22 protein-coding genes and 1 tRNA gene are annotated in these 23,739 nt (G+C 74.1%); 20 read left to right on the top strand and 3 right to left on the bottom strand.

The features are described 5' to 3' along the window. Window positions 1-4 precede the first annotated feature (4 nt). Both ACYU8I_RS13835 and ACYU8I_RS13830 read right to left on the bottom strand, forming a co-directional pair. Window positions 5-379, bottom strand: a complete 375-nt coding sequence (locus ACYU8I_RS13835; protein ID WP_460841798.1) for a VOC family protein — start codon at window positions 377-379, stop codon at window positions 5-7. Window positions 380-612: 233 nt separating this feature from the next. Then, window positions 613-1,764 carry an MFS transporter gene (locus ACYU8I_RS13830; RefSeq protein WP_460841796.1) on the bottom strand — a complete coding sequence of 384 codons (1,152 nt, stop codon included), beginning with the start codon at window positions 1,762-1,764 and terminating at the stop codon, window positions 613-615. A 94-nt stretch (window positions 1,765-1,858) separates the two neighbouring features. Here ACYU8I_RS13830 and pyrR point away from each other — a divergent pair, with 94 nt between their 5' ends. From pyrR to ACYU8I_RS13735, 19 genes are all read left to right on the top strand, one after another. Next, window positions 1,859-2,428 carry a bifunctional pyr operon transcriptional regulator/uracil phosphoribosyltransferase PyrR gene (gene pyrR, locus ACYU8I_RS13825; RefSeq protein WP_460841794.1) on the top strand — a complete coding sequence of 190 codons (570 nt, stop codon included), beginning with the start codon at window positions 1,859-1,861 and terminating at the stop codon, window positions 2,426-2,428. Next, on the top strand, window positions 2,425-3,372 hold the full coding sequence (locus ACYU8I_RS13820; protein ID WP_460841792.1) for an aspartate carbamoyltransferase catalytic subunit: 948 nt from the start codon (window positions 2,425-2,427) through the stop codon (window positions 3,370-3,372). Before pyrR ends, ACYU8I_RS13820 begins: the two co-directional genes overlap by 4 nt. Next, a complete protein-coding gene (locus tag ACYU8I_RS13815; RefSeq protein WP_460841790.1) occupies window positions 3,369-4,658 on the top strand; it encodes a dihydroorotase in 1,290 nt (429 codons plus the stop codon). Before ACYU8I_RS13820 ends, ACYU8I_RS13815 begins: the two co-directional genes overlap by 4 nt. Before the next feature lie 71 nt (window positions 4,659-4,729). Next, on the top strand, window positions 4,730-5,980 hold the full coding sequence (gene carA, locus ACYU8I_RS13810; RefSeq protein WP_460841826.1) for a glutamine-hydrolyzing carbamoyl-phosphate synthase small subunit: 1,251 nt from the start codon (window positions 4,730-4,732) through the stop codon (window positions 5,978-5,980). After that, window positions 5,980-9,357, top strand: coding sequence for a carbamoyl-phosphate synthase large subunit (gene carB / locus ACYU8I_RS13805; RefSeq protein ID WP_460841787.1), 3,378 nt, complete (start codon window positions 5,980-5,982; stop codon window positions 9,355-9,357). Before carA ends, carB begins: the two co-directional genes overlap by 1 nt. Further along, window positions 9,354-10,418 (top strand): quinone-dependent dihydroorotate dehydrogenase, encoded by a 1,065-nt coding sequence (locus ACYU8I_RS13800; protein ID WP_460841784.1) that lies wholly within the window; start codon window positions 9,354-9,356, stop codon window positions 10,416-10,418. The genes carB and ACYU8I_RS13800 overlap by 4 nt, the downstream gene beginning before the upstream one ends. Further along, the gene (pyrF, locus tag ACYU8I_RS13795; protein ID WP_460841782.1) at window positions 10,415-11,248 is read left to right on the top strand and encodes an orotidine-5'-phosphate decarboxylase; all 834 of its coding nucleotides are present in this window, start codon (window positions 10,415-10,417) and stop codon (window positions 11,246-11,248) included. Before ACYU8I_RS13800 ends, pyrF begins: the two co-directional genes overlap by 4 nt. Further along, complete coding sequence (locus tag ACYU8I_RS13790) at window positions 11,245-11,688, top strand: hypothetical protein (RefSeq protein ID WP_460841779.1); 444 nt, start codon at window positions 11,245-11,247, stop codon at window positions 11,686-11,688. The genes pyrF and ACYU8I_RS13790 overlap by 4 nt, the downstream gene beginning before the upstream one ends. Before the next feature lie 156 nt (window positions 11,689-11,844). Next, on the top strand, window positions 11,845-12,162 hold the full coding sequence (gene mihF, locus ACYU8I_RS13785; RefSeq protein ID WP_460841776.1) for an integration host factor, actinobacterial type: 318 nt from the start codon (window positions 11,845-11,847) through the stop codon (window positions 12,160-12,162). Beyond that, entirely contained in the window at window positions 12,159-12,719 is a 561-nt protein-coding gene (gmk, locus tag ACYU8I_RS13780; RefSeq protein WP_460841774.1) for a guanylate kinase, read from the top strand. Before mihF ends, gmk begins: the two co-directional genes overlap by 4 nt. A 61-nt stretch (window positions 12,720-12,780) precedes the next feature. Then, on the top strand, window positions 12,781-13,119 hold the full coding sequence (rpoZ, locus tag ACYU8I_RS13775) for a DNA-directed RNA polymerase subunit omega (RefSeq protein ID WP_460841772.1): 339 nt from the start codon (window positions 12,781-12,783) through the stop codon (window positions 13,117-13,119). Window position 13,120: 1 nt separating this feature from the next. Further along, a complete protein-coding gene (coaBC, locus tag ACYU8I_RS13770; protein ID WP_460841823.1) occupies window positions 13,121-14,344 on the top strand; it encodes a bifunctional phosphopantothenoylcysteine decarboxylase/phosphopantothenate--cysteine ligase CoaBC in 1,224 nt (407 codons plus the stop codon). 44 nt (window positions 14,345-14,388) lie between these two features. After that, window positions 14,389-15,591 (top strand): methionine adenosyltransferase, encoded by a 1,203-nt coding sequence (gene metK, locus ACYU8I_RS13765; RefSeq protein WP_460841771.1) that lies wholly within the window; start codon window positions 14,389-14,391, stop codon window positions 15,589-15,591. 56 nt (window positions 15,592-15,647) lie between these two features. Beyond that, window positions 15,648-17,621, top strand: coding sequence for a primosomal protein N' (locus ACYU8I_RS13760; RefSeq protein ID WP_460841769.1), 1,974 nt, complete (start codon window positions 15,648-15,650; stop codon window positions 17,619-17,621). Between the two features lie 28 nt (window positions 17,622-17,649). Then, a tRNA-Ile gene (locus ACYU8I_RS13755) sits at window positions 17,650-17,723 on the top strand. 10 nt (window positions 17,724-17,733) lie between these two features. Beyond that, window positions 17,734-18,534 carry an HAD-IIA family hydrolase gene (locus ACYU8I_RS13750; protein ID WP_460841767.1) on the top strand — a complete coding sequence of 267 codons (801 nt, stop codon included), beginning with the start codon at window positions 17,734-17,736 and terminating at the stop codon, window positions 18,532-18,534. Window positions 18,535-18,629: 95 nt separating this feature from the next. Continuing rightward, complete coding sequence (locus ACYU8I_RS13745; RefSeq protein ID WP_460841765.1) at window positions 18,630-20,723, top strand: ATP-binding protein; 2,094 nt, start codon at window positions 18,630-18,632, stop codon at window positions 20,721-20,723. Between the two features lie 61 nt (window positions 20,724-20,784). Beyond that, window positions 20,785-21,636 (top strand): PP2C family protein-serine/threonine phosphatase, encoded by an 852-nt coding sequence (locus ACYU8I_RS13740; protein ID WP_460841763.1) that lies wholly within the window; start codon window positions 20,785-20,787, stop codon window positions 21,634-21,636. 183 nt (window positions 21,637-21,819) lie between these two features. Then, window positions 21,820-22,332 carry a DUF3145 domain-containing protein gene (locus tag ACYU8I_RS13735; RefSeq protein ID WP_460841761.1) on the top strand — a complete coding sequence of 171 codons (513 nt, stop codon included), beginning with the start codon at window positions 21,820-21,822 and terminating at the stop codon, window positions 22,330-22,332. On the opposite strand, the gene ACYU8I_RS13730 is transcribed toward ACYU8I_RS13735, so the two are convergent. After that, window positions 22,329-22,574 (bottom strand): phosphopantetheine-binding protein, encoded by a 246-nt coding sequence (locus ACYU8I_RS13730; protein ID WP_460841759.1) that lies wholly within the window; start codon window positions 22,572-22,574, stop codon window positions 22,329-22,331. The two genes, ACYU8I_RS13735 and ACYU8I_RS13730, sit on opposite strands and share 4 nt — an antisense overlap. Before the next feature lie 167 nt (window positions 22,575-22,741). On the opposite strand from ACYU8I_RS13730, the gene ACYU8I_RS13725 reads away from it, so the two are divergent. Continuing rightward, complete coding sequence (locus ACYU8I_RS13725; protein WP_460841757.1) at window positions 22,742-23,734, top strand: alpha/beta fold hydrolase; 993 nt, start codon at window positions 22,742-22,744, stop codon at window positions 23,732-23,734. Window positions 23,735-23,739: the final 5 nt, after the last annotated feature.

Genomic DNA, 23,739 nt, shown 5'->3' with positions numbered 1-23,739 from the left:
AGCCTCAGCCGGCGGGAAAGGTGTGGTGGACGGCCTCGACGTTGTGGCCGTCGGGGTCGCGCACGAAGGCGCCGTAGTAGCCGGGGTGGTACTCCGGCCACACCCGCGGCGCGTGCAGGCTCTCCGCGCCCAGCCCGACCGCGAGCTCGTGGAACCGATCGACCTGCTCGCGCGACCCGGCCTCGAACGCGATGTGCGAGGGGAGCCCCGGTCCCTCGTCCTCGCGCCGGGAGAGCCAGAAGCGCGGGTGGTCGGCGCCGTACCCGACCGCCACCTCGTGGTCGAGCACGACCGCGTAGCCGAGCGGCTCGAGCACGGTGTCGTAGAAGCGTCGCGACGCCGCGAGGTCGTCGCACTGGAAGCCGACGTGGTCCATCATGCGGTCGATCCTGCCCCAGGCGCGGCGCATCGGCGAGGGCCTGGAGACCTGGTGGGTCGCCCGCGGTGGTCTCGACAGGCTCGACCAGCGGTGGTCTCGACGGGGCTCGACCAGCAGTAGTCGCGGCGGGGGTGAAGCGGACGTCGGTGGTCGAGGTGCCCGAGCCCCTGGGCGAGGGCCTCGAGACCCGGTGAGGCGACCGGAGTGGTCTCGACAGGCTCGGCCGGCGGTGGTCAGCGGGCGGGGTGGCCGCGACGGAGCTGCGCGGTGCGGAGGGCGGCGAGGAGGAGGGCGAGGAGGCTGAAGCCCAGGGCGGGGACGACGACGCCGAGGTAGGGGTCGAGCAGGGTGAGCAGCAGCGGCAGGCCGAAGCCGACGTACGTCGCGACGTAGGTGACGCCGGTGAGCAGGCCGCGGCGCGCGGGCGGGGCGAGCGTCTCGACGTCGAGCAGGCACTCGCGCAGGCACAGGCCGTAGGCGACGCCCATGACGACGCACACGACGACGAAGAGCGGCAGCCCGACCCGCTCGCCGCCCAGCGCCACCAGCGCGAACCCGAGCGCGGAGAACAGCAGCCCGACCACGCCCGTGCGCGGGCCCCAGCCCCCGAGCCGGGCGACCGTCTGCACCGCGATGCCCCCGCCGAGGGAGAGGATCGCGGAGACCCCGAACAGGAACGGGCCGTCGACCCCCTCGGGCAGCCGCGGCGTGACGGTGACGAGCGCGACGGTCGCGCTGCCGAAGACGACGATCGCGACGGGCAGCGACCAGGCGAGCGCCGTCCCGGCCGACTGGTACGCCGCTGCGGGCGCCGGGCCGCGACCGGCCGCGGGTCGGCCCCCGTGCGGGGCGCTCACCCGCCAGGCCGTCGCGACGGCGCCGAGCGAGAGCGCGAGCGAGACCGCGAAGGGCACGACGAGCGGGCCGGGGACCCACTGCGCGAGCGAGCCGGAGACCAGCGGCCCCAGCCCGAAGCCGGTGGTGAGGAAGACGCCGGCCAGCACGGTGCCGGTCGTGCCGCGCAGGTCGCCGGCCCAGGCGGTGCCGGCCCCGAAGGTCAGTCCCGCGCCGAGGCCCACCACGAAGCGGCCGAGCAGCAGCCCGGCCGGCTCGTGCCAGAGCAGCAGCACGACGGTGCCGACGGCGGCGAGGAGCGCACCCGGCAGCACCACCGCGGCCCGGCCGACCCGGTCGGAGAGCCCGCCGCCGAGGAACAGGCCCGGAAGCAGGCCCACGGCGTACACCCCGAAGACGGCGTCGAGCAGGGCCACCGACAGCCCGCGATCGGCGAGGAACACCGGGATCGTGGCCGAGAAGTGGTTGGCCGCCCACCCGGTCGCCAGCAGCACCGCCAGCACGCCGCCGAGCGGCCGAGACCTGAGCACGGGCCGATCCTCGCAGGTGCTCTCCGCTGCTAGGGTCGCCGGCGTACGACGTCCTTTAACGAGCCGTCCCGTGAGGCGGAGAAGGAGGTCCCGCGTGACGAGCGCGCAGCCACCTGTGCAGGACGGTGACGAGGGCCGTGTCGTCCTCGACGCCGGAGACATCGAGCGGGCGCTGACCCGCATCTCCCACGAGATCCTCGAGCGCAACAAGGGGTCCGAGGGCCTCGTGCTGCTCGGCATCCCGACCCGCGGCGTCCACCTCGCCCAGCGCGTCGCGGCGACGCTGTCGCGGGTCGAGGGCGCGCAGGTGCCGGTGGGCTCGCTCGACATCACCATGTATCGCGACGACCTGCGCCTGCGTCCGGCCCGGGCGCTGATGCACACCGAGGTGCCGCCCGGCGGCATCGACGGCCGCACGGTGGTGCTCGTCGACGACGTGCTCTTCTCCGGCCGCACCATCCGCGCCGCGCTCGACGCGATGAACGACCTCGGTCGCCCGGCCGCCGTGCAGCTCGCCGTGCTGGTCGACCGCGGCCACCGCCAGCTGCCGATCCGCGCCGACTTCGTCGGCAAGAACCTCCCGACCTCGCTCGTCGAGAAGGTCGCGGTGCGGCTGACCGAGCACGACGGCAGCCAGGTCGGGGACGAGGTGACGATCCGATGAGGCGCCACCTGCTCAGCGCCGGCGACCTCACCCGCGACGACGCGATGCTCGTGCTCGAGACGGCCGAGGAGATGCGCTCGTTGGCCGACCGGCCCATCAAGAAGCTGCCCGCCCTGCGCGGGCGAACGGTGGTCAACCTCTTCTTCGAGGACTCCACCCGCACCCGCATCTCGTTCGAGGCGGCGGCCAAGCGGCTCTCGGCCGACGTCATCAACTTCTCGGCCAAGGGGTCCTCGGTCTCCAAGGGCGAGTCGCTCAAGGACACCGCCCTGACCCTCGAGGCCATGGGCGCCGACGCGGTCGTGTGCCGCCACTGGGCGTCGGGCGCGCCGCACCTGCTGGCCCACGCCGGCTGGTCGCGCAGCAGCGTCGTCAACGCCGGCGACGGCACCCACGAGCACCCCACGCAGGCGCTGCTCGACTCCTTCACGATGTGGCGCCACCTCGGCGACCTCGACGGTCGCCGGGTCACCATCGTCGGCGACGTGCTGCACAGCCGGGTCGCGCGGTCCAACGCGCTGCTGCTGCGCACGCTCGGGGCCGAGGTCACCCTGGTCGCGCCGCCCACGCTGCTGCCGTACGGCGTCGAGAGCTGGGGCGTCGCGACGTCCTACGACCTCGACGCGGTGCTGCCCGAGACCGACGTGATCATGATGCTGCGGGTGCAGCGCGAGCGGATGAACGCCGCGTTCTTCCCCAGCGTGCGGGAGTACAGCCGCCGCTACGGCCTCGACGCCCGCCGCATGGCGACGCTGCAGGACCACGCGATCGTCATGCACCCCGGCCCGATGGTGCGCGGCATGGAGATCACCGCCGACGTCGCCGACTCGAGCCGCTCGGTGATCGTGGAGCAGGTGACCAACGGGGTCGCCGTGCGGATGGCCGTGCTGTACCTGCTGCTCGGAGGGTCCGAGGCAGCCATCGGTGGAAGTGGAGACGCGTGACCAGCTACCTGATCCAGGGGGCCACGCTGCCCGACGGCAGCACCGCCGACCTGCACCTGCGCGACGGGGCGATCGCCGAGGCGGGCGCGAGCACCGAGGGGGCCGAGACCATCGACGCCACCGGCCTCGTGGTGCTGCCCGGGCTCGTCGACCTGCACACCCACCTGCGCGAGCCGGGCCGCGAGGACGCCGAGACCGTCGAGACCGGCACCCGCGCCGCGGCGATGGGTGGCTTCACCGCGGTGCACGCGATGGCCAACACCAGCCCCGTCGCCGACACCGCCGGCGTCGTCGAGCAGGTGTGGCGCCTCGGCACCGAGGCCGGGCACTGCGACGTACGCCCCGTGGGTGCGGTCACCGTCGGCCTGGCGGGGGAGCGGCTGGCCGAGCTCGGCGCCATGGCCGACTCCGCCGCCCAGGTGCGGGTCTTCTCCGACGACGGCCACTGCGTCGCCGACCCGGTGCTGATGCGCCGGGCGCTGGAGTACGTCAAGGCCTTCGACGGCGTCGTCGCCCAGCACGCCCAGGAGCCGCGGCTGACCGAGGGCGCGCAGATGAACGAGGGGGAGCTCTCCGGCCGCCTCGGGCTGCAGGGATGGCCCGCGGTCGCCGAGGAGGCGATCATCGCCCGCGACTGCCTGCTCACCGCCCACGTCGGGTCGCGGCTGCACGTCTGCCACGTCTCGACCGCCGGGTCGGTCGAGATCGTGCGCTGGGCCAAGAGCAAGGGCTGGGACGTCACGGCCGAGGTCTGCCCCCACCACCTGCTGCTGACCGACGAGCTCGCCGCGACCTACGACCCGATCTACAAGGTCAACCCGCCGCTGCGCACCGCCGCCGACGTCGACGCGCTGCGCGCCGGACTCGCCGACGGCACCATCGACGTCGTCGCCACCGACCACGCGCCCCACCCGCACGAGGACAAGGACTGCGAGTGGCCGGCCGCCGCCTTCGGCATGCTCGGTCTCGAGACGGCGCTGTCGATCGTGCAGCACACGATGGTCGACACCGGGGCGCTCGACTGGGCCGGCGTCGCCGACCGCATGTCCGTCGCTCCGGCCCGCATCGGTCGCGTGGAGGGCCACGGCCGCCCGATCGCGGCGGGCGAGCCCGCCAACCTCGTGCTGTGGGACCCCTCGGTCACGCGCACCGTCGAGGCCGCCGACTCCGTCTCGCTCTCGCGCAACACGCCGTACGCCGGTCGCGAGCTGCCCGGCCGCGTCGTCGCCACGTTCCTGCGCGGTCGTCCGACGGTCCTCGACGGCGAGCTCGTCGGCGAGCGCTGATAGCATCACGCGAGCCTGAACGTCCTTTAACGGTCCGTCCGGTGAGGCGGAGAAGGAGGTACGGCGTGCCACTGCATGCCCGTAGCGCAAGCCCGGCGATCCTGGTCCTCGAGGACGGTCGCACCTTCCACGGCGAGGCGTACGGCGCCGCCGGGGAGACCTTCGGCGAGGCGGTGTTCTCCACCGGCATGACCGGCTACCAGGAGACGCTGACCGACCCGTCCTACCACCGTCAGGTGGTCGTCATGACCGCGCCGCACGTCGGCAACACCGGCATGAACGACGAGGACCCCGAGTCGCGCCGCATCTGGGTCAGCGGCTACGTCGTGCGCGACCCCGCCCGCATCCCGAGCAACTGGCGCTCGGTGCGCCCGCTCGACGAGGCGCTGCGCGAGCAGGGCGTCGTCGGCATCAGCGGCGTCGACACCCGGGCGCTGACCCGTCACCTGCGCGAGCGCGGCGCGATGCGCGTCGGCATCTCCACGACCGAGACCGACCCCGAGGCGCTGCTCGCCCGGGTCCGCGAGAGCGGCGAGATGGCCGGCACCGAGCTGGCCGACGAGGTCACCACCCCCGAGGCGTACGTCGTCCCCGCGGTCCCGACGGGCTCGACCGACGAGGGTCCCCGCTTCCGCGTCGCGGTGCTCGACCTCGGGCTCAAGGCCAACACCCCGCGCATGATGGCCGAGCGCGGCATCGAGTCGCACGTGCTGCCGGCGACCGCCTCCTTCGACGACGTGCTCGCGGTGCAGCCCGACGGGCTGTTCTTCTCCAACGGGCCAGGCGACCCGGCCGCGACGACCGCGCAGGTCGAGCTGCTGCAGGGGGCGCTGGAGCAGGGCATCCCCTACTTCGGCATCTGCTTCGGCAACCAGCTCTTCGGCCGCGCGCTCGGCTTCGGCACCTACAAGCTCAAGTACGGCCACCGCGGCATCAACCAGCCGGTGATGGACCGCACCACCGGCAAGGTCGAGGTCACCGCCCACAACCACGGCTTCGCCGTCGACGCCCCGCTCGAGGGCGCCACCACCACGCCGTACGGCGAGGCCACCGTCAGCCACGTCTGCCTCAACGACGACGTGGTCGAGGGCCTCGAGCTCCGCGACGCCGGCGGCCGCCTCAAGGCCTTCTCCGTGCAGTACCACCCCGAGGCCGCCGCCGGCCCGCACGACGCGGCGTACCTCTTCGACCGCTTCCGCGACCTCATGGTCTCGACAGGCTCGACCGACGAGGGTCGCGACCGGGTGGTCTCGACAGGCTCGACCGACGAGGGTCGCGACCGGGTGGTCTCGAGAGGCTCGACCGACGAGGGGACTGCCTGATGCCCAAGCGCACCGACATCCAGAGCGTCCTTGTCATCGGCTCCGGGCCGATCGTCATCGGCCAGGCCTGCGAGTTCGACTACTCCGGCACCCAGGCGTGCCGGGTGCTCAAGGAGGAGGGCCTGCGGGTCGTCCTGGTCAACTCCAACCCGGCGACGATCATGACCGACCCCGAGTTCGCCGACGCGACGTACGTCGAGCCCATCACCGCCGAGTACGTCGAGAAGGTCATCGAGAAGGAGCGCCCCGACGCGCTGCTCGCGACGCTGGGCGGCCAGACGGCGCTCAACACCGCGATGGCGCTCGACGCCGCCGGCGTGCTGGAGAAGTACGGCGTCGAGCTGATCGGCGCCAGCATCGAGGCCATCAACCGCGGCGAGAACCGCGAGTCGTTCAAGCAGATCGTCGAGGAGCTCGGCGGCGAGGTCGCCCGCTCGGTCATCTGCAACGGCGAGGCGCTGGGCCCGGGCGCCACGAAAGCCGAGAAGGAGCGCCACGCGCTGGAGACCGCCCTGGCCGCGCCCGGGACGCTCGGCTACCCGGTGGTCGTGCGCCCCAGCTTCACCATGGGCGGCGCCGGCTCGGGCATGGCCCACGACGAGGCCGACCTGCGCCGCATCGCCGGTGCCGGCCTCGCCGCCAGCCCCACCACCGAGGTGCTCCTCGAGGAGTCGATCCTCGGCTGGAAGGAGTACGAGCTGGAGGTGATGCGCGACCAGGCCGACAACGTCGTCATCGTCTGCTCGATCGAGAACCTCGACCCGATGGGCGTGCACACCGGCGACTCAATCACCGTCGCGCCGGCGATGACGCTGACCGACCGCGAGTACCAGCACCTGCGCGACCTCTCCATCGGCATCATCCGCTCGGTCGGCGTCGACACCGGTGGCTGCAACATCCAGTTCGCGGTCAACCCGGCCGACGGTCGCGTCGTGGTCATCGAGATGAACCCGCGGGTCTCGCGCTCCAGCGCGCTGGCCTCCAAGGCGACGGGCTTCCCGATCGCCAAGATCGCTGCCAAGGTCGCCGTCGGCTACACCCTCGACGAGATCCCCAACGACATCACCTCGGGGTCGGGCTTCGGCACGCCGGCCTCCTTCGAGCCGAGCCTCGACTACGTCGTGGTCAAGGTCCCGCGGTTCGCCTTCGAGAAGTTCCCCGCCGCCGACCCGCGCCTGACCACGCACATGAAGTCGGTCGGCGAGGCCATGGCGATCGGCCGCAGCTTCACCGAGGCGCTGCAGAAGGCGCTGCGCAGCCTCGAGCGCAAGGACGCCGCCTTCGACTGGAGCCACCGCTTCGTCGACCTCGACAAGGACGACCTGCTCGCCCGCGCCTCGGTGCCGCACGACGGCCGGCTCCGGCTGGTGATGGACGCCCTGCGCGCCGGTGCGACGCCGCAGGAGGTCCACGACGCGACCGGCATCGACCCGTGGTTCGTCGACCAGCTGCTGCTGGTCAACGAGATCGCCCAGGAGGTCATCGAGGCCCCCGAGCTCACGCCGGCCCTGCTGCGGCTGGCCAAGCGCCACGGCTTCTCCGACGTCCAGCTGGGCAAGATGCGCGACATGAAGGAGGACGTCGTGCGCGGCGTCCGCCACGCGCTGGGGGTGCGGCCCGTCTACAAGACCGTCGACACCTGCGCGGCCGAGTTCGCCGCCCGCACGCCCTACCACTACTCCTCCTACGACGAGGAGACCGAGGTCGCGCCGCGCGAGCTGCCGGCGGTGATCATCCTCGGCTCGGGGCCCAACCGGATCGGCCAGGGCATCGAGTTCGACTACTCCTGCGTGCACGCCAGCCTCGCGCTGAGCGCGTCGAAGGGTGGGGCGCCGTACGAGACCGTCATGGTCAACTGCAACCCCGAGACGGTCTCGACCGACTACGACACCTCCGACCGGCTCTACTTCGAGCCGCTCACGCTCGAGGACGTCCTCGAGGTGGTGCACGCCGAGCGCCAGGCCGGGCCCGTCGCGGGCGTGATCTGCCAGCTGGGTGGCCAGACCCCGCTCGGGCTCGCCCAGGGGCTCGAGGACGCCGGCGTCCCGATCGTCGGCACGCCGCCGGCGGCCATCGACCTCGCCGAGGAGCGCGGCGCCTTCGGTCGCGTGCTCGCCGAGGCCGGGCTGACCGCGCCGCTGCACGGCACCGCCACGACGTACGACGAGGCCCGGCGCATCGCCGAGTCGATCGGCTACCCGGTGCTGGTGCGGCCGTCCTACGTGCTGGGCGGGCGCGGGATGGAGATCGTCTACGGCGACGAGTCGCTGAAGACCTACATCGAGGCCGCCACCGAGATCGGTCCCGACCGACCGGTGCTGGTCGACCGGTTCATCGACGACGCGGTCGAGATCGACGTCGACGCGCTCTACGACGGCGCCGACCTGTTCCTCGGCGGCGTGATGGAGCACATCGAGGAGGCCGGCATCCACTCCGGCGACTCCTCCTGCGCGCTGCCGCCGATCACGCTGGGCCACGAGGAGATCGACCGCATCCGCGCGGCGACCGAGGCCATCGCCCGCGGCGTCGGGGTGCGTGGGCTGATCAACATCCAGTTCGCGCTCGGCTCCGACGTGCTCTACGTCCTCGAGGCCAACCCACGCGCCAGCCGCACCGTGCCGTTCGTCTCCAAGGCCACGGCGGTGCCGCTGGCCAAGGCCGCGGCTCGCGTGATGCTGGGCGAGAGCATCGCCGACCTGCGCGCCGCGGGCGTGCTGCCGGCCGAGGGCGACGGCGGCGACCTGGCCCCCGACGCGCCCATCGCGGTCAAGGAGGCGGTGATGCCCTTCAACCGGTTCCGCACCGTCGAGGGTCACAACGTCGACACCGTGCTCGGGCCCGAGATGCGCTCGACCGGCGAGGTGATGGGCTTCGACGCCCAGTTCGGCACCGCCTTCGCCAAGGCACAGACCGCGACGTACGGCGCCCTCCCGCAGTCGGGCACGGTCTTCGTGTCCATGGCCAACCGCGACAAGCGCACCATGATCTTCCCGGTCAAGCGGCTGGCCGACCTCGGCTTCGAGGTGCTCGCCACCGCCGGCACCGCCGAGGTGCTGCGCCGCAACGGCGTCGAGGCGACGGTCGTCCGCAAGCACAGCGAGGGCGACGCCGACGGCGAGCGCACCATCGTGGGCCGCATCCTCGACGGCGAGGTTGACCTCATCGTCAACACGCCCCACGGCACCGGGTCCGGGGGAGCCTCGCCCCGCCTCGACGGCTACGAGATCCGGTCCGCGGCGATCCGCAGCAACGTCGTGTGCATCACGACGGTGCAGGGGCTCGGTGCCGCGGTGCAGGGCATCGAGGCGACCCGGGCGGCCGACATCGGGGTCCGGTCCCTGCAGGACTGGGCCGCTCGGTCCGGGGCCGGCCGGTGACGCTCTACCACCAGCTCTTCGAGCGGGTGCTGACCCGCACCGACGCCGAGCGGGCGCACCACGCCGCCTTCACCGCGATCCGTCGCGCCCGTCCGGCGACCCACGCGCTGGCGGCGGCCCGGCGTCGCCTCGACCGAGGCGGCGACCCGGTCGAGGTCATGGGGCTGCGGTTCCCGGCGGTGATGGGCCTGGCCGCCGGCTTCGACAAGAACGCCGTCGGGGTCGACGCGCTCGCCTCGCTCGGCTTCGGCTTCGTCGAGGTCGGCACCGTGACCGGTCAGGCGCAGCCGGGCAACCCCCGCCCGCGCCTGGCGCGGCTGCCCGCCGACCGCGCCATCGTCAACCGGATGGGCTTCAACAACGACGGTGCCGAGGTGGTCGCCCGCCGGCTCGCGGCGCGCGGCCTCGACCGCACCGGTCGCGGCGACGCCGACGTGCCCCTGGGCATCAACATCGGCAAGTCGAAGGCCGTGCCCGAGGAGCAGGCGGTCGACGACTACCTGCGCAGCACCTCGCTGCTGGCGCCGTGGGCCGACTACCTCGTGGTCAACGTGTCCTCGCCCAACACCCCGGGCCTGCGCGACCTGCAGGCCGTGGCCAGGCTCGAGCCGCTGCTGCGCGCCGTACGACGCCGCGCCGACGACGTGACCAACGCGCACGTGCCGCTGCTGGTCAAGATCGCGCCCGACCTCTCCGACGACGACGTGCTCGCGGTCGCCGACCTGGCACGGGCCCTCGGCCTCGACGGCGTGGTGGCCACCAACACCACCATCGGCCGCGACGGCCTGCGCAGCAGCGCCGCGCAGGTCGAGGCCGCGGGCGGCGGCGGCCTGTCCGGCCCGCCGGTGCGCGAGCGGGCCCTCGAGGAGCTCCGGCTGCTGCGGGGGCGGCTCGGGCCCGAGCCCACGCTCGTCGGGGTCGGTGGCATCACGACCGCGGCCGACGCGCAGGCCCGGCTCGACGCCGGTGCCGACCTGCTGCAGGCCTACACCGCCTTCGTCTACGAGGGCCCGCTGTGGCCGGCCCGCATCAACCGCGAGCTGGCACGGTCGCGCGCATGAGCCCGTTCGGCGCGCGGCTGCGCGAGGCGATGGCGGCGCGCGGACCGCTGTGCGCCGGCATCGACCCGCACGCGTCGCTGCTCGCGGCGTGGGGGCTGCCCGACGACGTCGGCGGGCTGCGGCGCTTCGCCCTGACCGCCGCGGAGGCGCTCGCCCCCGAGGTGGCGGCCGTCAAGCCGCAGTCGGCGTTCTTCGAGCGCTTCGGCTCGCGGGGCGTGGCCGTGCTCGAGGAGGTGCTCGCGGTGTGCCGCGAGGCGGGCGCCCTGAGCGTGGTCGACGTCAAGCGCGGCGACATCGGCACCACCGCCCAGGGGTACGCCGACGCCTACCTCGACCCCGCGTCGTCCCTCGCCGCCGACGCGGTGACGGTCTCGCCCTACCTCGGGGTCGGCAGTCTCGAGCCGTTCTTCGCCACCGCCGAGCGTCACGGCGGCGGGGTCTTCGTCCTCGCGCTGACCTCCAACCCGGAGGCCCCGCCGTTCCAGCAGGCCGTCACGGCGGCCGGCCCCACGGTCGCCGGTGCCGTGCTCGCGGCCCTGCGCGAGCGCAACGCCGGCACCGCGCCGGCGGGCAGCCTCGGGGCCGTCGTGGGCGCGACCATCGGGCGCACCGACGAGGACCTCGACGTCGGCGGTCCGCTGCTGGTGCCGGGGCTCGGCGCGCAGGGCGGCACCCCCGACGACCTGCGTCGACTCTTCGACGGCGTGCTCGACCGGGTGCTGGCCTCGAGCTCGCGCGAGGTGCTCGGGGCGGGCCCGGGACCCGACGCCCTCGTCGTGGCGGCGCGCCGCACGAGCGACGACCTGGCCGCCCTGGTGGGCCGCCCGTGAGGCGGCTGCGCGCCGCCCTGGCCGGCGTCGGGCTGCTGGTGGTCGCGGCGTGCGGGGGAGAGCCGTCGGTCGACGACTACTGCGCCCGGCTGACCGAGGACCGCGCGAGGCTCTCCGAGATCGTCGGCTCGGGCGACCCCGCGGAGCTGCTCGGCAACGTCGCTCTCTTCGACGAGCTGCGCGACGAGGCGCCACGCGACCTTCGCGACGAGTGGGACACCCTGGTCGCGGCCCTGCAGGGGCTGCGCACGGCGCTCGACGAGGCCGGCGTCGACCCCGGCGACTTCCAGGACGGCGAGCCCCCCGACTCGCTGTCCGGCACGGAGCGGCGCGCGGTGGTCGAGGCCGCCGGTCGCATCGCCGACCCCGACGTCGTGGCCGCCGCCTCCGGCATCGAGACGCAGGCCCGCGACGTGTGCAAGATCAACCTGGGGCTGTGAGTCACGCGGGCCCGGAAATGGGGCGTGTGACGAATCTCTTTCGGGGTAGCCCAGTGGTCTGACCCGCGTTGCAGGGCGTCTCACGGCCTGGTTACTGTTCAGTCTCCTGCCGACCACGACAGGCTCCGCGGAGCCGGATGCAGAGGATCGAACCCCGTGGCATTGCCGCCCCTCACACCCGAGCAGCGCCAGGCAGCGCTGGAGAAGGCCGCCGCATCCCGCCGGGAGCGCGCCGAGGTCAAGAACCGTCTCAAGCACTCCGGCGCCTCCCTCGCCGACGTGGTCGCCGAGGGGCAGACCAACGAGGTCGTCGGCAAGATGCGGGTCAGCGAGCTGCTGCAGTCGATGCCCGGCATCGGCAAGGTCCGCGCGAAGCAGGTCATGGAGCGGCTGAAGATCTCCGAGAGCCGTCGCGTGCGCGGGCTCGGCGCCAAGCAGGTCCAGGCGCTCATCGAGGAGTTCGCCGCCGAGTGACACCTCGGCTGACGGTCCTCGCGGGCCCCACCGCGGTCGGCAAGGGCACCGTCACCGCCTGGGTCCGCGAGCACCACCCCGAGGTCTGGGTCTCGGTCTCCGCCACCACCCGCAGCCCCCGTCCGGGCGAGGTGGACGGCGTGCACTACCACTTCGTCGACGAGGCGGAGTTCGACCGCATGGTCGCCGCCGACGAGCTGCTCGAGTGGGCGGTCGTCCACGGCCGCCACCGCTACGGCACGCCGCGCGGCCCCGTCGACCGCGCGCTGGCCGGGGAGCGCCCCGCCCTGCTCGAGATCGACCTGCAGGGGGCGCGCCAGGTGCGCGAGCGGATGCCGCAGGCGCGGTTCGTCTTCCTGGCCCCGCCGTCGTTCGCCGAGCTGGAGCGCCGGCTGGTGGGGCGCGGCACCGAGACGCAGGCCGAGCGGGAGCGTCGGCTCCGCACCGCCCACGAGGAGCTCGCCGCCGAGCAGGAGTTCGACGTCACCATCGTCAACCGACGAATCGCCGAGGCGGGCGAGCGGTTGGTAGAGTTGATGGTTCACGACGGTGCCTGAGCGGGCCCAGCCGGCCGAGCCGCCCGTCGCCGTCCTCAGTCCCCAGCACAGAAGAGGTCTCATGACCGCGTCCGGTCCCGTCGCCGAGGGCATCACCAACCCCCCGATCGACGACCTGCTCACCAAGACCGACTCGAAGTACCAGCTGGTGCTCTACAGCGCCAAGCGGGCCCGACAGATCAACGCCTACTACTCCCAGCTCGGCGAGGGCCTGCTCGAGTACGTCGGACCCCTGGTCGACACGCACGTGCAGGAGAAGCCGCTGTCGATCGCGCTGCGCGAGATCAACGACGACCTGCTGACCTGCGAGGCCGTCGACCCCGAGCAGGCCGCCGCCGAGGCGATCGCCGCCGCTGCGGCCGAGCAGGCCGCCGAGCAGCCCCCCGCCCCGGAGCAGTGAGCTGACGGGCGACCGTCCCCGGGTCGTCTTGGGGGTCACCGGCGGCATCGCGGCCTACAAGGCCTGCGAGCTGCTGCGGCGCCTGACCGAGTCGGGCCACGACGTAACCGTCGTGCCGACCGCGGCGGCGCTGCGGTTCGTCGGCGCCCCCACCTGGGCCGCGCTGTCGGGCAAGCCGGTCGCCGACGACGTGTGGACCGACGTGCACGAGGTGCCCCACGTGCGCCTCGGCCAGCGGGCAGACCTCGTCGTCGTCGCCCCCGCCACCGCCGACCTGCTGGCCAAGGCCGCCCACGGCCAGGCCGACGACCTGCTCACCAGCACCCTGCTGACCGCCCGGTGCCCGGTCGTCGTCGCCCCGGCCATGCACACCGAGATGTGGGAGCACCCGGCCACCCGCGCCAACGTCGCTACCCTGCGCGAGCGCGGCACCGTCGTGCTCGAGCCGGCCGACGGCCGGCTGACGGGGGCCGACACCGGCAAGGGTCGCCTCCCCGACCCCGAGGAGATCTTCCTCGCCGCCGTCGACGTGCTCGCCCGTGGCGGCGCCCCGCAGGACCTCACGGGCCTGCGCGTGGTCGTCTCCGCCGGCGGCACCCGCGAGCACCTCGACCCCGTCCGCTACCTCGGCAACCGCTCGTCCGGCCGCCAGGGCTTCGCGCTCGCCCGCACGGCCGCGGCCCGCGGCGCGGCAGTGACGCTGGTGGCCGCCAACAGCACGCTCACCGACCCGGCCGGCGTGGGCGTCGTACGCGTGGAGACGACCGCCGAGCTGCAGGAGCAGGTGCGTGCCGCAGCGAGCGGGGCCGACGTCGTGGTGATGGCGGCCGCGCCGGCCGACTTCCGCCCGGCCGAGCAGGCGCAGTCGAAGATCAAGAAGCGTCCCGACGGCACCGCCGTGCCCGTCGAGCTGGTGCAGAACCCCGACATCCTGGCCGGGCTCGTCGCCGAGCGGGCCCCGGGCCAGGTCGTCGTCGGCTTCGCCGCCGAGACGGGCGACGCCGCGGGCGACGTGCTCCACCACGCCCGCGCCAAGCTCGCCCGCAAGGGGTGCGACCTGCTGGTGCTCAACGACGTCTCCGGCGGCGCCGTGTTCGGCGCCGACGACAACGAGGCCGTGCTGCTGCGGGCCGACGGCGCCACCGTGCCGGTGCCGCGGGCCACCAAGGCGGTGCTCGCGCACCGCATCTGGGACGAGGTCATCGAGCTGCGCCGCACGCGTTAGGCTCGGTCGCCGCGCGCCCCTTCCGCCTACCCAGGAGTTCTCCCGTGACCGGACGCCTCTTCACCTCCGAGTCGGTGACCGAGGGTCATCCCGACAAGATCGCCGACGCCATCAGCGACACGGTCCTCGACCACCTGCTGGCCAACGACGACGACCCGCGCACGCTACGCGTGGCGGTCGAGACCCTCCTGACCACCGGCCTCGTCGTGGTCGCGGGCGAGGTCCGCACCACCGCCTACGCCCCCGTGGCCGAGCTCGTGCGCGCCAAGGTGCTCGAGATCGGCTACGACTCCTCCGACAAGGGCTTCGACGGCGCGTCCTGCGGCGTGCAGGTCGCCATCGGCGGGCAGTCGGCCGACATCGCGGCGGGCGTCGACCACGGCCACGAGTCGCGCGTCGGCTCCTCCGACGACGAGATCGACCGGCAGGGCGCGGGCGACCAGGGCCTGATGTTCGGCTACGCCTCCGACGACACGCCCGAGCTGATGCCGCTGCCGATCACCATCGCGCACCGGCTCTCGGAGCGGCTCACCGACGTCCGAAAGGACGGCACGCTCGCCTACCTGCGTCCCGACGGCAAGACCCAGGTCACCATCGAGTACGACGACCAGGACCGCCCGGTCCGCGTCGACACCGTGGTGCTGTCGACGCAGCACGCCGCCGAGGTCTCCCTCGACCAGCTCGAGGCCGACATCGAGCAGCACGTCATCGCCCCGGTGCTCGGCTCCTTCGACATCCCCTCCGACGACTACCGGCTGCTGGTCAACCCGACCGGCATCTTCACCGTCGGGGGCCCCATGGGCGACGCGGGCCTGACCGGGCGCAAGATCATCGTCGACACCTACGGCGGCATGGCCCGCCACGGCGGTGGCGCCTTCTCCGGCAAGGACCCGTCGAAGGTCGACCGCTCGGCCGCCTACGCCATGCGCTGGGTCGCCAAGAACATCGTCGCCGCGGGCCTCGCCAAGCGCGCCGAGGTCCAGGTCGCCTACGCGATCGGCAAGGCGCAGCCCGTCGGCGTCTTCGTGCAGACGTTCGGCACCGGCGTCGTGTCCGACGAGGTGATCCAGAAGGCGGTGCTCGAGGTCTTCGACCTGCGCCCCGCCGCGATCATCCGCGACCTCGACCTGCTGCGGCCGATCTACGCCCTGACCTCCGCCTACGGCCACTTCGGTCGTGAGCTGCCCGAGTTCACCTGGGAGCGCACCGACCGCGCCGAGGCGCTGAAGAAGGTCGCCGGAGTCTGAGCGGGGCCCCTGACGAGCAGCCCGCGCTGCTGCCCGCGCCGGAGCAGGCGCGGGCGGTGGTGCGGCGTACGCCGCCGCCCGCGGAGCGTCCGGCCGACCCGACGGCCGACGTCGACCCGGTAGCCCGGGTGCTCGTCGACGTGCCGCTCGCCCACCTCGACTGGCCCTTCGACTACGCCGTCCCGGCCTCGCTGGCCGAGGTCGCGCAGCCGGGATGCCGGGTCAAGGTGCGCTTCGCCGGGCAGGAGGTCGGCGGGTTCGTGCTGGCCCGTGACTCGACCACCGAGCACGCCGGTCGGCTGCAGCCGCTGCGCAAGGTGGTCAGCGACGAGCCCGTGCTCGCCCCCGACGTCGCCACGCTGACGGAGCGGGTCGCGGCGCGGTGGGCCGGCACCCGCTCCGACGTGCTGCGGCTCGCCGTCCCGCCGCGTCACGCCCGGGTGGAGCAGGAGCCTCCTCGGGAGCCCGCGCCGACCCCGACGGCCCCCGACCTCGCGCGCTGGTCGGCGTACGGCAGCCCGGTGCTGGCGCGTCTCGCCGCGGGGGAGTCGCCCCGCGCGGTGTGGACCGTCGCCCCCGGCGACGACGGCCTGGCGCTGCTCGCCGACGCGCTGGTCGCGACGGCCTCCACGGGTCGGGGCGCCCTGGCCTGCGTCCCCGACGCCCGCGACCTGGCGCGGCTCGACGCCGCACTGACCGCACGGCTGGGGGAGGGCTCGCACGTCGTGCTGGCCGCCGACGCGGGTCCGGCCAAGCGCTACCGCGCCTTCCTCGCCGTACGACGCGGCGCCGTGCGGATCGTGGTCGGCACCCGTGCCGCGGCGTTCGCCCCGGTGGCCGACCTCGGCCTGGTGGCGATCTGGGACGACGGTGACGACCTGCACGACGAGCCGCGCGCGCCGTACCCCCACGCCCGCGAGGTGCTGCTGCTGCGCGCGGAGACGACCGGGTGCGGCGCGCTGCTGGCGGCGCACGCGCGCAGCGTGGAGGCGGAGTACCTGCTGCGCGCCCGGTGGGCCGAGGAGGTCGCGCTGCCGCGCGAGGAGCTGCGGCGGCGGGTCGCGGTGAGCGCGGCCGGTGGTGAGGGCCGCGACCCTGCCGCCTGGGCGCGCATCCCCGGCTCGGTCCTCAAGGAGCTGCGCGAGGCGGTGCAGCGTGGGCCGGTGCTGGTGCAGGCGCCCCGCGCCGGCTACGCCACCCGGTTGACGTGCGAGGTCTGCCGGACCCCCGCGACCTGCCGGCACTGCCACGGCCCGCTGCGGCAGGCGGGTCCGCGCCGGCCGCTCGCGTGCGCGTGGTGCGGCACGGTCGAGCCGGCGTGGGAGTGCCCCGAGTGCGGCCACCGCGGGCTGCGCGCCCCCGTGCTCGGCGACGCCCGCACGGCCGAGGAGCTCGGCCGTGCCCTCCCCGGCACCCGGGTGCGCACCTCCTCGGCCGGCGACCACGTGCTCGCCGAGGTGCCCGACGAGTCCGCGGTCGTCGTCGCCACGCCTGGCGCGGAGCCCACCACGTCGCGGGGCTACGCCGCCGTCGTGCTGCTCGACTCCTGGCTGCTGCTCGGTCGCGCCGACCTGCGGGCCACGGAGGAGGCGTTCCGGCGGTGGGCCAACGCCGCCGCCCTGGTGCGGGCCCCGGCCGAGGGCGGGCGCGTGCTCGTGGTCGGCGAGGGCGCCCAGCCCGGCATCCAGGCGCTGGTGCGCTGGGACCCGGGCGGCCTGGCCCGGCGCGAGATCGACGACCGCGCCTCCGCCCACCTGCCGCCGGCCAGCCGCGTCGCGACCCTGACCGCAGGCGTCGACGACCTCGAGACCTTCGCCGCCGCCCTCGTACTGCCGCCGGGCGCCGAGGTGCTCGGCCCGGTGCCCGCCGAGACCGGTCCGACCGACGAGCCCGCCTCGCGGCTCGTCGTGCGGGTGCCGCGCTCCGGTGGGCCCGCGCTCTCGAAGGCCCTCCACGACGTGCAGGCCCAGCGGTCCGCCCGCAAGCTGCCCCACGTGCGGGTCGAGGTCGACCCGGCCCGGCTCGGATAGCCCCGTCGTGACTACGCTCCTGCCCCGAGGGGCGGTAGCTCAGTCGGTCAGAGCAGAGGACTCATAATCCTTGGGTCGTGGGTTCGAGCCCCACCCGCCCTACGATCGCCGCATGGACGAACCGCGCCCGATCGAGACCTGGCTGACCGACATGGACGGCGTCCTGGTCCACGAGGAGGTGGCGATCCCCGGGGCGGCGGAGTTCGTCGAGGCGCTCAAGCAGAGCGGCAAGCGGTTCCTGGTGCTGACCAACAACTCGATCTACACCCCGCGCGACCTGCGGGCGCGGCTCGAGGGCAGCGGCATCGACGTGCCCGAGGACGCCATCTGGACCTCGGCCCTGGCCACCGCAGCGTTCCTCGCCGAGCAGCGGCCGCGGGGCACGGCGTACGTCGTGGGCGAGGCCGGCATGACCAACGCGCTGCACGACGTGGGCTACGTGATGACCGAGCGCGATCCCGACTACGTCGTGCTGGGGGAGACCCGCACCTACTCCTTCGAGGCCATCACCAAGGCCATCCGGCTGATCGAGTCGGGCGCGCGCTTCATCGCGACCAACCCCGACCCGAGCGGCCCGAGCCCGCAGGGCACGCTGCCGGCGACCGGCTCCGTCGCGGCCCTCATCACCCGCGCGACCGGTCGCGAGCCCTATTACGTCGGCAAGCCCAACCCGCTGATGATGCGCAGCGCGCTCAACCGGCTCGAGGCGCACTCCGAGACCACGATCATGATCGGTGACCGCATGGACACCGACATCGTCAGCGGGCTCGAGGCGGGGATCCGCACGGTGCTGGTGCAGACGGGGTCGACCCGGCCGCACATGGTCGAGACCTTCCCCTACCGGCCGAGCCGGGTGGTCGACTCGGTGGCCGACCTCGTCGAGCTGGCGCGGGAGCCGTTGCCCACCGCCTGAGGCGTGCGCCCGATTCGCCGGTTTGCTCCTGGTCCGGCGCCGACGAGTCGACGAAACCGCTGTGCGTGTCGGGACGGACCCCTAGATTCCGGGGCGTGAACTCGCCGAGCCAGGGCGTCCGCGTGCTGTGGTGCCTCGTCGCAGCGACGTCCGCGTACGCCGCGCTCGGCGTCCTCGGCCGCCTGACGATGATGTCGGGGGAGCCCCTGGCGCTGGTCTGGCCGGCCGCCGGCGGCGCGGTGCTGCTGGTGGGGGTGCTCCCGCGGTCGTGGTGGCCGGCGGGGCTGGCCGCCCTGGCGGCCGCGACCTTCCTGGTCAACCTCGGCGCGGGGGCGGCACCGTCGTCCGCCGCCGCCTTCGTGGTGCCCAACGTCGTGCAGGGGCTGGTCGGTGCCGCCCTGCTGCACCGGGTGGTGCCGCACCTGGTGCTCGGCGGCGGCCGCGCCGCGCTGCAGACCCTCCGCGACTACGTCGCCCTCATCGCCGCCGCCGCCGTGTCGTCGGTCGCGGCCGTGTCGGTCGGCACGCTCGTCATGGTGCTGCTCGGCCAGATGGCCTGGTCGTCGGTGGGCAGCGTGAGCTGGGCAGGCCGCAACGCGGTGGGCGCGCTGGTGGTGCTGACGCTCGCGGCCCTGCTGCTGGGCCGGCCGGAGGAACGACCACCGGCGTCGAGGCTCTCGGGGGAGTCGACCTCCGGGCGCGGCGTCGAGCTGGCCGCGCTGGTCGTGACGACGACGGTGCTCTACCTGGTCGTCTTCACCGGGGTCGCCGGCGTGCCTCTGGCCTTCCCGCTGCTGGTGCCCACCGTGTGGGCCGGGCTCCGCTTCGGCCTCCGGATCGTCACCGTGCACAGCCTGGTGATCGCCGCCGCGGTGGTCGTGGCCACCCTGCAGCGGCAGGGCCCCTTCGCCGCAGTCGCCTCCGGCCACGAGAAGGCGCTGCTCGCCCAGTGCTTCATGGGCATGGTGCTCGTCGTCGGCATCCTGCTCGCGCTGGCGTCGGAGGAGCGGCGGCTGCTCGCCCGCACCCTGCGTCGGGCCCACGACGAGGCCAGCAACCAGGCGGCGCTGCTCTCGACCGTCATCGACTCCATGCGGGAGGGGATCACGCTCGTGGACGCCGAGGGTCGGGTCCTGCTGCAGAACCCCGCCGGCGACGACCTGCTGCGGCGACGGACCGACGACCGGCACCAGGTCGACGCGACCGTGGTCGACGTGTGCGACAGCACGGGCAGGCGGCTGCCGGTAGAGGAGTGGCCCTTCAGCCGGGCGCTGCGCGGCGAGGAGATCGTCGGCGCCGACCTGACGCTGAGCTTCGGGGAGCACCTCCCCGAGCGCGACCTCGCCGTCAGCGCCCGGCGGCTGCCCTTCCCGAGCCCCGACGGCCGCCCCCAGGCCGTCGTCATCTACCACGACGTCACGTCCGAGCGGGCGCAGCGCCAGGCGCTCGAGTCCTTCGCCCGCACCGTCGCCCACGACCTCAAGGGCCCGCTCGGCGTGGTCGAGGGGTGGGGCGAGCTCCTCGCCGGAGACGCGCGCCAGCGCTCGGTGCTGACCGCCGGCGACGTCGCGGGCCCGGCCGGCCGCATCCTCGACGCCACCGCGACCATGCGGCACCTCGTGAGCGACCTGCTCGAGCGCTCGCTCTCGCGCGACCAGCAGCCGCGGCTCGAGCCGCTCGACCTCGCCGGGCTCACCGACGAGGTCGCCCAGCAGCACCGCAGCACGACGGGCGCCCCACCGCGCATCACCGTCGGTCACGTGCCGCCGGTGCTCGGTGACCGGGCGATGCTGCGGCAGGTGCTGCACAACCTCCTCGGCAACGCGGTCAAGTACGTCGCCCCCGGCGAGGTCGCCGACATCGCCGTCACCGGCTCGACCCTCCCGACGTCGCGCGGGCCGGTGGTCGAGGTCGTCGTGGCAGACCGCGGCATCGGCATCCCCGAGGGCGAGCACGACCGGGTCTTCGACGTCTTCGGCCGGGCGCACGCCGGGGCGGCGTACGAGGGGCAGGGGATCGGGCTGTCGGTCTGCCGCACGGTCCTCCAGCGCCACGCGGGCACCATCGTGGCCCGACCGCGCGAGGACGGCCCGGGCACGGCCTTCGTGCTCACCCTGCCGGCCGTGCCGGCCGCCCAGGCCGGTCCCGGCGAGCAACGCCCACGGCGGGTTGTCGGGGGTCTGGCGTAGAACCTGGAGCGGAACGAACCGGCCCCACGGTTCGTTGTCCCAGCACCAGGAGGTGACCGTCGTGACCCACCACTCCGCCACCCATCACCCCTCCACTCACCGCCCCGCCACCCGCCCGACGAGCCTGATGCGCCTCGTCGGCGCTGCGGCCAGCCACGTGGGCCTGGTCCGCCACCACAACGAGGACTCCGGCTTCGCCGGCCCGGGGCTGCTGCTCGTCGCCGACGGCGTCGGGGGCCACGCCAGCGGCGAGGTGGCCTCGGTGATCGCTGCTCGGACGGTCTCGGCCGCGGCGCTCGCCCACCCCTACGCCGACCCCGTCGCCACCCTCGGCGACGCGCTCGCCGAGAGCCAGCGGCTGGTGTCGCTCGGCGCGCAGGCGCCCGGTCGCGAGGGCATGGCGACCACGGTGACGGCCGTGCTCGGCGACGGCGAGCGGTTCGCGCTCCTGCAGCTGGGCGACTCCCGGGCCTACGTGCTGCGTGACGGTGACCTGGTCCGGCTGGGGCGTGACCACACCGTGGTGCAGGACCTCGTGGAGTCCGGCTCGCTGGGCTCCGACGAGGCGCGCGCGCACCCCTGGCGCCACGTGGTGACCCGGGTGCTCGACGGCGACCCCGACGAGCGCGGCGACCTCCTCGTGCTCGACCTGCACCCCGGCGACCGCGTGCTGCTCTGCAGCGACGGGCTCAGCGACCTGGTGCCCGAGCCCGTCATCGAGGCCGTCGTGCGCGAGCGCGACGACGCCGCGGCCGTCGAGGCCCTGGTCGAGGCGGCGCTGGCGGCCGGCGGGCGCGACAACATCACCTGCGTGCTCGCCACCGTCGTCCCCGGACTGCCGCGCTCGTGGGCCGGGGAGCTGGTGGGTGCCGCCCGCGACCCGGGCGTGCTCGGCCTGGCGCAGCCGGCCTGAGCACCCGCCCAGGGTCTGGCCGGGCCGACACGACGGGCGGATTCTCCCGATCCGCTGGTCCGTCGCGGTCCTGTGGGTCACAATGGACCCACAACCACACATCTGCACCGCAGGTCACACGACGACCGTGCTCGCGAGTCCGCTGGGGAAGGCGTACCTCGCGCCGAGCACTAGGAGGTCATCGTGACTGCAGCGACCCGTACCCAGACGCGCGGCGTGCTCTTCGTGCACTCCGCGCCCTCCGCGCTGTGCCCGCACATCGAGTGGGCCACCGGCGGCGTCCTCGGCATCGCGCCGCAGGTGGAGTGGACGCCCCAGCCCGCCCAGGCCGGGAGCTACCGCACGGAGTACTCCTGGGTGGGCGACACCGGCACCGCCGCGGCGCTCGTCTCGGCCCTGCGCGGGTGGAACCACCTGCGCCTCGAGGTCACCGAGGACCCGACCGCCTCCACCGAGGGCGTGCGCTACGCCGTCACTCCCGACCTCGGGGTCTTCCACGCCGTCACCGGCGTTCACGGCGACATCATGATCCCCGAGGACCGGCTCAAGGCCGCCCTGGTCAAGGCGGCGCTCGGCGAGACGACGCTCGAGATCGAGGTCGGACGGCTCCTGGGCAAGCCCTGGGACGATGAGCTGGAGACGTTCCGGCACGCCGGGGAAGGCGTGTCGGTGCGCTGGCTCCACCAGGTGGTCTAGGACAGCGGCGGGTGGTGGTGCAGGTAGTCGACCAGGTCGCCCACGTGCACCAGCTGGGCGGCGGCCTCGTCGTCGACCACCACGCCGAGTCGCAGCCTGACGCCCTCCAGCACCTCCAGCATGGCCAGCGAGTCGACGCCGAGGTCGTCGACGAACGCATGGCCGGCAGCGACCTGGTCGGCGTCGAGCCCGGTGACCGCCTCGACGACCTGGGCCACGGCGCGCAGCAGGCGTTCGTCCACGCCGAGGACCGTAGCGTGGACAACACCCCCATCAAACCTGGGGATCCGGGTACGTGAGCCGCGTTTCACGCCGTACCGTCGACCCACCCCACCAGAGCCGCCGCGACGTGGTTGACTCAGCGCCCCGTCTCTCCGACACGCCAGCAGCAGCCGCCGAAGGAGCCCCGATGCCCGTGCCGCCGGACACCGCCCTGGAGCTCCAGCGCGTGACGATCCACGGCCACGACCGCGCCTTCGTCAAGGCCGGCTCCGGGCCGGTGCTGCTCCTGCTGCACGGTCTGGGCTGCGACCACACCACGTGGGCCCCGGTGATCGCCGACCTCGCCCGAGACTTCACGGTCGTGGCCCCCGACCTGCTGGGTCACGGCCGCAGCGCCAAGCCCCGGGCCGACTACTCCGTGGGCGGCTACGCCAACGGCATGCGCGACCTGCTCACCGTGCTCGGCATCGACAAGGTGACCGTCGTCGGCCACAGCCTCGGCGGCGGCGTGGCGATGCAGTTCGCCTACCAGTTTCCCGAGCGCACCGAGCGGATGATCCTCGTCGCTCCCGGCGGCATGGGCCCGGAGGTCACGCCGCTGATCCGCGCGGTCACGCTCCCCGGCTCCCACCAGGCGCTCGGCGTCGCGACGCTGCCCGGCGTGCGTCACGTCGGCAAGGCGTGGCTCAGGGCGCTGAGCCGCACCGGCCTGCAGGCCACCCGCGACCTCGACGAGGTCGCCGAGATCTACGAGTCCTTCAAGGACCCGCGCGCCCGGGCGGCGGTGCGCCACGTCGTGCGAGGAGCCATCGACCTCAAGGGCCAGATCATCACCATGGTCGACCGGGCCTACCTCACGCAGGCCATGCCGATGCTCGTCGTCTGGGGTCGCCACGACGCCGTGATCCCCTCGCGGCACGCCGAGCACGTCGCCCGGATCGCCCCCGGCGCGATCGTCGAGATGATCGAGGACAGCGGCCACTTCCCCCACAAGGACCATCCCGAGCGGTTCGGGCGCATCGTGCGCGAGTTCGTCGACGCGACCCGCCCGGCGTCGTACCACCGCGGCCGCTGGCGCACCCTGCTGCGCAACGGCCCGGCCGAGCCGCTCAACCGGGCCGAGGCCGGCGAGGCCCCGGTCGCCCCGGTGCCGGTGGCAGCGGGACGCCGGGGCGCCTAGCCCGA

This window comes from Nocardioides marmoraquaticus, assembly GCF_054777915.1.
This window is presented reverse-complemented; position numbering and strand designations above follow the sequence as displayed.